The following is a 13,370-nucleotide window of genomic DNA, read 5'->3' as shown; positions in this document are numbered from 1 at the left end:
AATAAACCGTAAGCATAAAAAAAACCGAAACTTTTAAGTTTCGGTTTTTTATTTCTAAGCGTTTTACTTGCTTATTTTTTTTTCTTTCCTTTTTGCTGAGCAGCTTGTTGTTCTTGTGCTTGCTTCATAGCGTTGTCTAAACGCTCACGGAACTTACTTTTAGCTTTTTCAGGCTTCTTTTTGTTTTCTTCAATCTTCGCATGAATCTTATCTTCATCGATTACGTAATTTTTAATAATTAACATAATAATGATAGTTAATAAGTTAGATATAAAGTAGTATAAACTTAAACCACTTGCGTAGTTGTTAAAGAAAAACAACATCATAATAGGAGAGAAGTAAATCATATACTTCATCATTTTCTGCATATCAGGCATTCCTTCTTGCGTAGGAGCTTGCATATTTGCTTGCTGACTTTGGTTCATTCTCATGTAAAAGAAAATAGCAATAGAAGCTAATATTGGAAATAGACTTACGTGATCTCCATAAAAAGGAATGTTAAAAGGTAATTGATATACCATATCGTAAGATGATAAATCATTTGCCCATAAGAAGCTTTTTTGTCTGAACTCTATATTGGTAGGGAAAAACTTAAATAAAGCAAAGAATACAGGCATTTGTAATAATGCAGGAATACAACCCGACATCATGTTTACACCAGCTTTTCGTTGCACTGCCATTGTTTCTTGCTGACGCTTCATGGCATTTTCTTTACCAGGAAATTTTTTATTGATTTCTTCCATTTCAGGACGAATCACTTTCATTTTAGCACTCGATAAATACGATTTGTAAAGTACCGGAGACATGATAATACGAACAACAATTGTCATTAATATAATAATCAATCCGAAGTTACCAATAAATCCTTTTAAGAGGTTAAATACAGGGTAAAATACAGTACGGTTTAAAAAACCAAAAAGACCCCAACCTAAATCTGAAATCTCATCTAAATTAGTACCTTCATAAGATTTTAATAAGTTATAATCCGTTGGTCCGTAAAACCATTGCATATTATAATTTAACTCTCCGTTAGTTAATGCTAAAGGTGTTTTCAAACCATATGATTTTGTATAAACACTATCTTTTTCTTCGCCTTCAAAATCTACAGATTTTAAACTAGCTTCGTTAAAAGGTGTATCCGAAGATAAAATCGAAGAAAAGAAATGTTGTTTGTAAGCAACCCAATTTATATCGCTAACAGTTTCATCATCGTTCATTTGTAAATAATCAACTTCATCATCTGCTTTATAGTAGTAATAAGAGTACATGTTTTCGGTTTTTAAACTTTTTTCATGTCTAAAACCTTTTAAACTCCAATCTAAATTAATTGCTTGAGAGCTGTTTATTACCGAATTTAATCCTTGAGAACGAACAGCAAAAGCTACGCGGTAATCGTCTTTTTTAATTTCGTAACGATATTCTAAAAATTTAGTTTCAGATACTTTCAGTTTCATAGAAAGTATTTGAGTGTCTCCATTTTTAGTTAAAGTAGGCGTAAATAATAAATCTTTTGTGTTTAAAATACGGTTATCTGTTGTTCCGAAATTAATATTAAAAGATGCATTTTTATCTTTTACTAAATATAAAGGAAGCGAATCGTATGTTTTGAAGTTTTTAATTAAAGCTTCAATAATTTGTCCACCTTTATTATCAATAGTTAATTTAACAAGGTCATTCTCTATAGTAGTACTTCCGTTTTTACTAGTTGAAGCTCCGTATGCAAAAGCACCTAATTTGTTTTTTAAAGCAATTTGCTGCAGCGAGTCATTTAAGACAGCTGTTTCTGCTAAATTGTTTTGAGTAGTTGCTGCTTCAGAAACTTGTTCTGTTTTCGTTGTTTCAGGGGTTACTTCTGGCTCACGATTGTTCATCCACCATAGTAATATTCCTCCTAATAAAAGCATTCCTATAAAGGAATTTAAATCAAATTTTTTTTGTTCCATTGATATGAATTATAATGTCAACTTGTCATTTTTTGTTTTTCTCATTATTGAAAAACCCGACAAATGTAGCGAAACCTTATATATTTTATAAGGTTTTACTGTGATTAATTTTGATAAGATTAATAGTTCAAATAGTATTCCGTTTTGATAAAAAAAAATCCTGTAACTAAAAATTACAGGATTTTAAATTTATTTTTTTGATTGTTGAAAAGCTGCTTTTATAAAACTCACAAATAGTGGATGTGGATTTAGTACTGTACTTTTATATTCAGGGTGATATTGTACACCAACAAACCAAGGATGTGTAGGGATTTCAACTATTTCAACCAAGCCTGTTTTAGGGTTGATTCCTGTGGCTTTCATTCCTGCATTTTCTAATTGTTCCTTATAATCGTTGTTATATTCAAATCTATGGCGGTGACGCTCACTAATTAATGTAGATTTATAGGCTTTAAATACTTTAGAATCTTCGATGATTTCACAATCCCAAGCTCCTAAACGCATGGTACCTCCTTTTTGGGTAACATCTTTTTGAGTTTCCATTAAGTTAATAACAGGATGTACAGTATCTTTATTCATTTCTGTAGATTCTGCATCTTTTAAACCTAAAACATTACGAGAGTATTCGATAACAGCCATTTGCATTCCTAAACAAATTCCTAAAAAAGGAATATTATTTTCACGAACATATTGTACAGCTGCTATTTTACCTTCAGTTCCTCGATCTCCAAAACCTGGTGCTACTAAAACACCATTTAATCCGGCTAATTTTGAAGAAGCATTTTCAGGAGTCAATTCTTCAGAATGAATCCAACGTACATTTACTTTTGTTTTGTTAGTTGCACCTGCATGAATAAAAGATTCAGTAATCGATTTATAAGAATCGTGCAATTCAACATATTTACCTACCAAACCAATTTCAATAGTAGAAGTAGGGTTTTTATGACGCTCTAAAAACTGATTCCATGCTTTTAATTTAGGTTGTTTACGGGTAGATAAGTTTAATTTATCTAAAACTACATAATCTAAACCTTCTTTAAACATTAAGTTAGGTACATCATAAATAGTTTCAGCATCTAAAGATTGTATAACATCTTGTTGTTTTACATTGCAAAATAAAGCAAGCTTACGTTTAATGGTATCGTTTATCTCGTGTTCAGAACGACACACTAAAATATCAGGACTAATACCACTTTGCATTAATGTTTTTACAGAATGCTGTGTAGGTTTCGTTTTTAATTCACCAGCTGCAGCTAAATAAGGTACTAGTGTTAAATGAACCACAATAACATTATCATTTCCTAATTCCCATTGTAATTGACGAACAGCTTCTATATAAGGAAGCGATTCAATATCACCAACGGTTCCGCCAATTTCAGTAATCACAATATCATAATCACCAGTATTTCCTAAAATTTGGACTCGGTGCTTAATTTCATCCGTAATATGCGGAATTATCTGAACTGTTTTTCCTAGAAATTCTCCTTTACGCTCCTTATTTATTACAGATTGATATATTCTACCTGTAGTAACATTGTTCGCTTGAGAGGTTGGTATGTTTAAAAAACGCTCGTAGTGCCCAAGATCTAAATCTGTTTCAGCACCATCATCAGTAACATAACATTCACCGTGTTCATACGGGTTTAATGTTCCTGGGTCGATATTAATATATGGGTCTAATTTTTGGATGGTTACAGAGAAACCTCTTTGCTGTAATAATTTAGCTAAAGATGCGGCAATAATTCCTTTTCCTAGTGATGAAGTTACGCCTCCTGTTACAAAAACGTATTTAGTGTTGTTCATGGTGTTGTTAGGTTTGGGCAAAAATAAGAAGTCTAGCTATTCGAACAAATAAAAAAGTGATAAAAGATATATAATAATCACCTATTTTTGTCAAGTGAAAAAATATTAGAAAAAAGTAAAACTAGTATTTGTTAAACAAAAAAACTGTTGTATATTTGCCCACGCTTTTAGCAGACGGAATTTCATAAAAGCAACGTACAATTAAAGACCATTTTTAAAAATATAAATAATGCCGAAAAGAACTTACCAACCATCGAAAAGAAAAAGAAGAAACAAACACGGTTTCAGAGAAAGAATGGCATCTGCTAACGGACGTAAAGTGCTAGCAAGAAGAAGAGCTAAAGGAAGAAAGAACTTAAGTGTATCTTCAGCTCCAAGACCAAAGAAATAATGATTAAGAGTCATTGATATATTAGGTGTTACTATTTTTTAGTAACACCTTTTTTGTATATAAACATTTTTTATTTTTGTCAACAACACAACACAACAAACAAAATGCCTAAAAATCAAAACCTTAAATCTATTTTAATAATCGGATCGGGACCAATTGTTATTGGACAAGCCTGTGAGTTTGATTATTCTGGAACACAAGCTTTGCGTTCTTTACGTGAAGACGGAATTGAAACTGTTTTAATCAATTCGAATCCTGCAACAATCATGACCGACCCAACAATGGCCGATCATGTATACCTTTTGCCTTTAAACACAAAGTCGATAATACAAATTTTAAAAGAGCATCCACAAATTGATGCCGTTTTACCTACAATGGGGGGGCAAACAGCGTTGAATTTATGTATTGAAGCTGATGAAAAAGGAATTTGGGAAGATTTTGATGTAAAGATTATTGGTGTTAATATTGATGCTATTAATATTACCGAAGATCGTGAGAAGTTTAGAAACTTGATGTTAGATATTGGTATTCCAATGGCGCCGCAAGCTACAGCGACATCTTTCTTAAAAGGAAAAGAGATTGCACAAGAGTTCGGATTTCCTTTAATTATTAGAGCATCTTTTACTTTAGGTGGTGAAGGAGCGTCTTTTGTATATAAAGAAGAAGATTTTGATGCTTTGTTAACTCGCGGATTAGAAGTTTCTCCTATTCATGAGGTAATGATTGATAAAGCACTTATCGGTTGGAAAGAATATGAGTTAGAGTTGTTAAGAGATGCCAATGATAATGTAGTTATCATATGTTCTATTGAAAATATGGATCCGATCGGAATTCATACAGGAGATTCTATTACGGTAGCTCCAGCAATGACGCTTTCTGATAAAACTTTTCAAAAAATGCGTGATATGGCAATTCATATGATGCGTAATATTGGTGATTTTGCCGGTGGGTGTAATGTGCAGTTTGCGATTTCTCCTGATGAAAAAGAAGACATTATTGCTATTGAAATCAATCCACGTGTATCGCGTTCATCCGCTTTAGCGAGTAAAGCAACTGGTTACCCGATTGCAAAAATTGCCGCTAAATTAGCATTAGGATATCATTTAGATGAGTTAGATAATCAAATTACAAAATCTACTTCTGCTTTATTTGAGCCAACTTTAGATTATGTAATCGTAAAAATCCCACGTTGGAATTTTGATAAATTCGAAGGTTCAGACCGAACTTTAGGGTTACAAATGAAATCTGTAGGTGAAGTAATGGGGATTGGGCGTTCGTTTCAAGAAGCATTGCACAAGGCAACTCAGTCATTAGAGATTAAACGTAATGGTTTAGGTGCTGATGGAAAAGAAAATAAAAATTACGAAGAAATTATTGATAAGTTAACATACGCTTCTTGGGATCGTGTTTTTATTATTTATGATGCCATTAAAATGGGAATTCCGTTGAGTAAAATCCACGAAATTACTCAAATTGATATGTGGTTCTTAAAGCAATATGAAGAATTACACGAAATAGAAAAAGAAATTTCTAAGAATACAGTAGCAAATCTTGATAGAGATTTATTACTTGAAGCAAAACAAAAAGGATATGGAGATCGTCAGATTGCTCATATGTTAGGTTGTTTAGAAAGTGAAGTATATAGTAAAAGAGAGGAATTAAATATCAATAGAGTTTACAAGTTAGTTGATACTTGTGCTGCTGAATTTAAAGCAAAAACTCCTTATTATTATTCAACTTTTGAAAGTGATATTGTAACTAAAGAAGGTGTTACTACAATTGCAAATGAAAGTGAAGTTACTCCTAAGAAAAAAATTATAGTTTTAGGTTCAGGACCAAACCGTATTGGGCAAGGAATTGAATTCGATTACTGTTGTGTTCATGGTATTTTAGCAGCTGCAGAATGTGGTTACGAAACTATTATGATTAACTGTAATCCTGAAACGGTTTCTACAGATTTTGATACTGCTGATAAATTATATTTTGAGCCTGTTTTTTGGGAACATATTTATGATATAATTAAACATGAAAAACCAGAAGGAGTTATTGTTCAGTTAGGAGGGCAAACTGCTTTAAAGTTAGCGGAGAAATTAACTAAATATGGTGTTAAAATACTAGGAACTTCTTTCGAAGCTTTAGATTTGGCAGAAGATAGAGGTAGTTTTTCTGACTTATTAAAAAATAATAATATTCCGTATCCAGAATTCGGAATCGCAGAAACTGCAGATGAGGCTTTAGCTTTAGCTGATAAATTAGATTTTCCGATATTAGTAAGACCTTCTTATGTTTTAGGAGGACAAGGAATGAAAATTGTTATCAACAAAGAAGAGTTAATAGAGCATGTTGTTGATTTGTTAAGAAGAATGCCTGGTAATAAATTATTATTAGATCATTATTTAGATGGAGCAATTGAAGCAGAAGCAGATGCAATTTGTGATGGTGAAAACGTGCAAATTATCGGAATAATGGAACATATTGAGCCTTGTGGAGTACACTCTGGAGATTCTAATGCAACTTTGCCTGTGTTTAACTTAGGTGATTTAGTATTACAACAAATAAAAGATCACACAAAAACAATTGCTTTAGAGCTTAAAACAGTTGGTTTAATAAACGTTCAGTTTGCAATTAAAAACGATATTGTTTATATAATTGAAGCAAATCCAAGAGCATCTCGTACAGTTCCTTTTATTGCAAAGGCATATAAAGAACCTTATGTAAATTATGCAACCAAGGTAATGTTAGGAGAGAAAAAGGTAACAGATTTTACTTTTAATCCGCAGTTAGAAGGTTATGCGATAAAGCAACCTGTATTTTCATTTAATAAGTTTCCGAATGTAAACAAGCAATTGGGACCAGAAATGAAATCGACGGGAGAAAGTATTTTGTTTATTGATGATTTAAAAGATGATCAGTTTTACGATTTATACTCAAGACGTAAAATGTATTTAACAAAATAAGCACCATAATATATATTTAAAATGCCTGTCAATAATTATTTGACAGGCATTTTTTTTAACAAAAAATTAACTAGTTGTATATGCAACTAAAATAACGCTTTCAGTTAATTTTGTCTTTGATATTGAAGGTAATATATGAGTATTGAAAATACATTAGCCCCATGGTTGGGAAAAACTACCAAAATGATAGAAAATCATGTTCACGACTTGTTTTGTGAGCATAACATTTCATTGACAAAAATTCAATGGATTTTCTTAAAAAAATTGCAGGAAAAAAATGGAGTACCACAACGGGAATTAGCCTTTTTAACAGGTAGAGATAAGACGTCTCTAGCGAGACTGGTAAATACAATGGAAAAAAAAGGTTTAGTAGCTAGAATTCCATCGAAATTAGATAGGCGTATTAACAATATACATATCACAAAAAAAGGAGAAGTTTTATTTAAAGAAACATTGCCGTTAATGGAGCAATTTGTAACCTCATTACAAGAAAATATATCAGAAGAAGAAATCGCACAAACGATTAATGTGATTAAAAAAATACAAGAAAACTTAAATATAAAATCAGCTAAAAGTTGTAGTAACAACTAAACAAATAAACCATGAGAAAACTAATTGTTGTAGGAGCCGGAGTTGTAGTACTCGGATTGTCATTTATAATCTCCAATATTTTAAAAGATAGTAAGGAACTTCCTGTACAGAAAGTTACAAAAGTAGAAAAAACTGTTTTTGTAAAAGAAGTTATAAATGGTGATGTGGCTATAAATATTATTGCAAACGGTAATTTACAAGCTAAGAATAAAGTAGCTATTTATTCAGAGGTACAAGGTGTTTTAAAACCTACATCAAAACCTTTTAAAGCTGGTGTATCATATAGTAAAGGACAAACATTATTACATATCAATAGCCAAGAGTTTTATGCTTCAATTCAGTCTCAAAGAAGCTCTTTACAAAACTTAATAGCTTCTATTATGCCAGATTTACGATTGGATTATCCAGGTTCTTTTGAAAAATGGAATACCTATTTAAAAAATTATGATATCAATAAAACTGTACAACCACTTCCTGAGGCGAATTCAGACAAAGAGAAGTATTTCGTAACTGGTAAGAATATATATGCAACGTATTATAATGTTAAAAATTTAGAGTCGAGGTTAGGAAAATACAATCTTAGAGCTCCTTTTAGTGGTGTAATTACTGAAGCTTTGGTAACAAACGGAACTTTAGTAAGAGTTGGTCAGAAAATGGGTGAATTTATAGATACTTCAGTTTTTGAATTGGCTTTATCTGTAAACGGAAGCTTTGCTGATATTTTAAAAGTTGGTAAAACGGTTGCACTTCAAAATTTAGAAAAAAATAAAATGTGGTCAGGTAAAGTTGCTCGAATTAACGGAAAACTAGATCAAGCTACTCAAACAGTTCAAGTTTTTATCGAGATAAAAGGAAAAGGTTTAAGAGAAGGTATGTATTTAGAAGCAAACGTACCTGTAAAAACAATGACCGAAGCTATAGAAATAAATAGAAAGCTATTGGTTGAAAACAAATCGGTGTATGTTGTAAAGAACAACGTATTAGATTTAATAAATATTAATCCGGTACATTTTAATGAAAATACGGTGGTTATAAAAGGATTGCAAAATGGTGCTCAATTAATTAATAAGCCGGTTGCAGGTGCTTATGTAGGTATGCCTGTTAAGATATTTCCAGAAACAACTAACGCTGCAAAAAAATAAGATATGAAAAAAGTAATTGCATATTTTATAAAATATCCAGTGGCGGTAAATATAATTATTATTGCCTTTGTTGTATTAGGAACCTTTGGTTTTTCTTCTTTAAAATCGTCATTTTTTCCGCTAACGGATGCTAAATTTATCAATATAAATGTAGCATATCCAGGAGCTTCTCCGCAAGAGATGGAAGAAGGAGTAGTTTTAAAAATTGAAGATAATTTAAAAGGATTGGTAGGTGTAGATCGAGTAACATCTACATCATCAGAAAACTCAGCGAGTATTTCAGTAGAAATATTAAAAGGTTATGATATTAATGTAGTTTTAGCTGATGTTAAAAATGCGGTAGATAAAGTACCTAACTTTCCATCAGGAATGGAACCTGCGGTGGTTGCTAAAATAGAAAACATTGCTGAAACGATTAGTTTTGTGGTTACAGGAGATAAAATTCCTTTAAAATCATTAAAAAATATCGCAAGAGATATAGAAAATGATATCCGTAGAATAGACGGAATTTCACAGATTTCTGTTTCAGGGTATCCTGCAGAAGAAATTGAAATAGCTGTTAAAGAAAATGATTTAAGAGCATACGACTTAACATTTGATGATGTTGCAAGAGCAGTTTCTACGGCAAATATATTAACCTCTGGAGGTTCTGTAAAAACAGTTGCAGAAGAGTATTTAATTCGAGCAAAAAATCGCTCTTATTATGGTGATGAGCTAGATAATTTGGTTGTAAAAGCAGATGCTTCCGGAACAATAATCAGATTAAAAGATGTTGCAACCGTAAAAGATATTTGGAATGAAACACCGAATAGAAATTTTTACAATGGGAACTTAGCGGTAAGAATTCAGGTAAGTAATACCAATAATGAAGATTTATTAACTTCAGCTAAAAAAATAAATGAATATATAGCGAAATTTAATAAAGAACACGACAATATAAAGATTGAAATTACAAGAGATTCATCAATCACATTAAATCAACGTACCGAGTTATTGTTTAAAAATGCATGGCAAGGAATGTTGCTGGTAATGTTGTTTTTATCGTTGTTTTTACGTCCTAGATTGGCATTTTGGGTAGCTGCCGGATTACCAGTTGCATTTTTCGGAATGTTTATGTTGGCAGGATACTTTAATATTACCATTAACGTATTATCATTATTTGGGATGATTATCGTTATTGGTATTTTGGTAGATGACGGAATTGTAATTGCTGAAAATATTTACCATCATTATGAAATGGGGAAAAACCCTATTAGAGCTGCCATTGATGGTACGATGGAAGTTGTTCCGCCAATTATATCGGCAATTACTACTACAGTCTTAGCCTTTTCGGTATTCTTTTTCTTAGAAGGAAATATAGGAGAGTTTTTTGGAGAAGTTGCTACCGTAGTTGCACTTACCTTAATCCTTTCATTAGTAGAAGCTTTAATTATTTTGCCAGCACACGTTGCGCATTCAAAAGCATTAGATAGAAATCAGAAATTGTATGCTTTTAATAAATATGCAGAAGATTTTATGGATTTTATGCGTGATAAATTATACGCACCTGCATTGCGATTTGTTTTAGATAATAAGTTCTTCGGATTGGTTATTCCGGTTGCTTTATTTGTAATTACCATCGGAGCATTTCAGGGAGGAATTATAAAAGGAACTTTTTTTCCATCGATAGCGAGTGATCGAGTATCGGTAAATTTAACCATGCCGCAAGGAACTAACGAAAAAATTACAGATAGTATTATTTCTGTAATTGAAGCAAAAACTTGGGAAGTTGAAAAAGAATTTACAGAGAAATATGCAATTACTGATGAGCCAGTTGTTGAAAATATTTTAAAACAAATAGGACCAGGATCAGCAAAAGCATCCTTAAGAATAAATTTATTACCAGGCGAAACAAGAACTTTTGGTTCTAGAGAAATTACCAACGAAATACGTAAAAGAGTTGGAGAGATTTACGGTGTAGAGTCGTTAACTTTTGGTTCGGGAGGTAATTTTGGTGGAAGTCCGGTTTCAGTGTCATTATTAAGTAACAACATTGCTGAGTTAAAAGCGGCTAAAACCGAATTAAAATCAGAATTAAATAAAAATCAAAATTTAAAAGATGTAACTGATAATGATCCGCAGGGAATCAAAGAAATTAATATACAGTTAAAAGACAATGCGTATTTATTAGGCTTGAATTTAAACGAGGTAATGTCGCAAATAAGAAGTGGTTTTTTTGGTAGACAAGCACAACGTTTTCAGCGAGGACAAGACGAAATAAAAGTTTGGGTTCGTTATGATAAAAATGAACGCTCGTCGATTAAAAATTTAGATGATATGCGAATTGCTACGCCTACAGGTAGTAGAGTTCCGTTATCTGAAATAGCGACTTATAAAATTGAACGAGGAGAAATATCTATAAATCACATAGAAGGACAGCGTGAAATAAAAGTAGATGCTGATATGAAAGATGCTCAAGGAAGTGCAACAGATGTTTTAGATGATATTAAGGCCAGAATAATGCCTGAAATTAAAGCGAAATATCCATCGGTAACAGCTTTGTATGAAGGGCAGAATAGAGAAGCAGCAAAAGTTTCGAGTTCAGCAGCATTGGTTGGTCCTGTAATTTTATTGTTAATTTATATTGTAATCGTATTTACATTTAGATCGTACGGACAACCCTTTATGTTGTTAATTATGGTGCCATTTAGTTTAATTGGTGTTGCATGGGGACATTGGTTTCATGGTTTTGCTGTAAATATTTTATCACTTCTAGGAATTATTGCTTTAGTAGGTATTATGGTAAATGATGGCTTGGTATTGATTAGTAAATTTAATAGCTATTTAAAAGAAGGAATGAGTTTTGATGAAGCAATATTCGCTGCAGGAAAATCTAGATTTAGAGCTATTTTCTTAACAACAATTACTACAGTTGCAGGTTTGGCTCCATTAATTTTAGAAACAAGCCGTCAAGCACAATTTTTAATTCCGATGGCAATTTCTATTGCATACGGAATTATGATTGCCACTTTTTTAACCCTGTTAACTTTACCTGTTTTATTATCAATCGCTAATTATTCTAAAGTATATACAAAGTGGTTGTGGGAAGGAGAAAAACCAAAAAGAGAATCGGTAGAAAGAGCTATTAAAGAATTAGAATCTGAAAATGCTGAGGAAGCATAGTAAAAGAAAATAAAGATGAAAACAATCTATTTAATTATTGGACTTCTGTTTGTGAATGTTTCTTTTTACGGACAAGAAATACTAACGAAAGAAAAAGCGGTAGAAGTTACGCTAGAGAATAACTACGATATACGTGTTACTAAAAACAACTTAGCAACAGCTAAAAATAATAAGAGTATTTATAATAGCGGTTACTTACCAACAGTAGTTGGAAATGCAGGAGCTACCTATAGTAGTAATGATACAGATAATGAGTTTCAGGATGGTACTGTAAATTCAGTTACAGGAGCAGAATCTAAGGCATACAACGCATCTGTAGGATTAAATTATACTATTTTTAATGGTTTTAACAGACAAAACACGTTTAAACGCTTAAAAGAATCTCATAATTTAACCGAATTACAAGCCCGACAAGTAATTGAAAATACATTAACTACACTATTTTTAGCATACTATGAGGTAGGAAGATTAACTGAAAACGAAACAGCACAAAAAGAAACGTTAAGTATATCTAAAAACCGATTAAAAAGGGCAGCCTATAGTTTTGATTACGGACAAAATACAAAGTTAGATGTTTTAAATGCTGAGGTTGATGTAAATAATGATAGTATTACGTATTTAGGTGTAAAAAGAGAATTAGCCAATGCAAAAAGAGATTTAAACGTTGTATTAGGTAGAAGTGTAAATACTTCTATTGATGTAAGTACAGATGTTACTTATGCGATTGATTTAAATTTAATGGATGTATTAGCAAAGGCAAAAGCCAATAATGCCACTTTACTAGAATCAAAAAAAAATATTGAACTCCGACAATTAGATATTAAGATTAATAAAGCTGGTTGGATGCCGAATGTAGGCTTAACAAGCTCGTATGCTTGGAATAAAAGTAATAACGATGCTACGAATGCTTTTAGTCCGATTTCTAACACCAGAAAAGGATTAAATGCAGGTTTAAACTTGTCTTGGAATCTTTTTGATGGTGGACGTACAAAAACAAATGTAAAAAACGCTAAAATAGCTTTAGAGACACAAGAAATTCAAAAGAAGCAACAAGAAGAGTTGTTAGAAAGAAATGTAAATAATGCTTGGGAAACCTATCAAAATTCTTTGTTTTCATTACAGGTTCAAGAAAAGAATGTAATTACGAATAAGCTTAATTTTGATAGAACAGATGAGCGTTATAAATTAGGGCAAGTTACTTCAATCGATTTTCGTCAGGCGCAAGTAAATTTAATTAATGCAGAGTTAAGTGTAAGTAATGCAAAGTACACTGCGAAAAATGCTGAATTGCAATTGCTACAATTAGCAGGAACTTTATTAGATAATAAGAATTTCTAGAAATAGAATTTTAACATAAATAGAAAAAAATCCGAAGTTAGCT

The 13,370-nt window shown here is 31.8% G+C and carries 8 protein-coding genes; 6 read left to right on the top strand and 2 right to left on the bottom strand.

The window, feature by feature from the left end; genetic code table 11:
- Positions 1 to 71: 71 nt before the first annotated feature.
- Positions 72 to 1,943: a membrane protein insertase YidC gene (yidC, locus tag AC28QF_RS10975; protein WP_488202002.1), complete on the bottom strand. Its 1,872-nt coding sequence runs from the start codon at positions 1,941 to 1,943 to the stop codon at positions 72 to 74.
- Positions 1,944 to 2,132: 189 nt separating this feature from the next.
- Entirely contained in the window at positions 2,133 to 3,746 is a 1,614-nt protein-coding gene (gene pyrG, locus AC28QF_RS10970; RefSeq protein WP_488202003.1) for a CTP synthase, read from the bottom strand.
- A 229-nt stretch (positions 3,747 to 3,975) separates the two neighbouring features.
- Here pyrG and rpmH point away from each other — a divergent pair, with 229 nt between their 5' ends.
- The 6 genes from rpmH to AC28QF_RS10940 all read left to right on the top strand — a co-directional run bounded on the left by rpmH (position 3,976) and on the right by AC28QF_RS10940 (position 13,327).
- Entirely contained in the window at positions 3,976 to 4,137 is a 162-nt protein-coding gene (gene rpmH / locus AC28QF_RS10965; RefSeq protein ID WP_058884776.1) for a 50S ribosomal protein L34, read from the top strand.
- Positions 4,138 to 4,241: 104 nt separating this feature from the next.
- Positions 4,242 to 7,094, top strand: a complete 2,853-nt coding sequence (gene carB / locus AC28QF_RS10960) for a carbamoyl-phosphate synthase large subunit (RefSeq protein ID WP_488202004.1) — start codon at positions 4,242 to 4,244, stop codon at positions 7,092 to 7,094.
- Between the two features lie 135 nt (positions 7,095 to 7,229).
- Positions 7,230 to 7,685, top strand: a complete 456-nt coding sequence (locus tag AC28QF_RS10955) for a MarR family winged helix-turn-helix transcriptional regulator (protein WP_488202005.1) — start codon at positions 7,230 to 7,232, stop codon at positions 7,683 to 7,685.
- A gap of 11 nt (positions 7,686 to 7,696) precedes the next feature.
- Positions 7,697 to 8,827 (top strand): efflux RND transporter periplasmic adaptor subunit, encoded by a 1,131-nt coding sequence (locus tag AC28QF_RS10950; RefSeq protein WP_488202006.1) that lies wholly within the window; start codon positions 7,697 to 7,699, stop codon positions 8,825 to 8,827.
- 3 nt (positions 8,828 to 8,830) lie between these two features.
- Entirely contained in the window at positions 8,831 to 11,989 is a 3,159-nt protein-coding gene (locus AC28QF_RS10945) for an efflux RND transporter permease subunit (RefSeq protein WP_488202007.1), read from the top strand.
- Between the two features lie 15 nt (positions 11,990 to 12,004).
- Positions 12,005 to 13,327: a TolC family protein gene (locus AC28QF_RS10940; protein WP_488202008.1), complete on the top strand. Its 1,323-nt coding sequence runs from the start codon at positions 12,005 to 12,007 to the stop codon at positions 13,325 to 13,327.
- The last annotated feature ends 43 nt before the right edge of the window (positions 13,328 to 13,370 follow it).

The sequence above is a fragment of the Tenacibaculum sp. M1.3A genome, from assembly GCF_057732375.1.
The sequence above is the reverse complement of the archived record's forward strand: the minus strand, read 5'-3'. Positions and strand labels throughout refer to the sequence as shown.

Excerpts from the sequence above, each read along its gene's own strand:
- yidC (WP_488202002.1), bottom strand. The coding sequence starts at position 1,943 with ATGGAACAAAAAAAATTTGATTTAAATTCCTTTATAGGAATGCTTTTA.
- pyrG (WP_488202003.1), bottom strand. The coding sequence starts at position 3,746 with ATGAACAACACTAAATACGTTTTTGTAACAGGAGGCGTAACTTCATCA.
- rpmH (WP_058884776.1), top strand. The coding sequence starts at position 3,976 with ATGCCGAAAAGAACTTACCAACCATCGAAAAGAAAAAGAAGAAACAAA.
- carB (WP_488202004.1), top strand. The coding sequence starts at position 4,242 with ATGCCTAAAAATCAAAACCTTAAATCTATTTTAATAATCGGATCGGGA.
- AC28QF_RS10955 (WP_488202005.1), top strand. The coding sequence starts at position 7,230 with ATGAGTATTGAAAATACATTAGCCCCATGGTTGGGAAAAACTACCAAA.
- AC28QF_RS10950 (WP_488202006.1), top strand. The coding sequence starts at position 7,697 with ATGAGAAAACTAATTGTTGTAGGAGCCGGAGTTGTAGTACTCGGATTG.
- AC28QF_RS10945 (WP_488202007.1), top strand. The coding sequence starts at position 8,831 with ATGAAAAAAGTAATTGCATATTTTATAAAATATCCAGTGGCGGTAAAT.
- AC28QF_RS10940 (WP_488202008.1), top strand. The coding sequence starts at position 12,005 with ATGAAAACAATCTATTTAATTATTGGACTTCTGTTTGTGAATGTTTCT.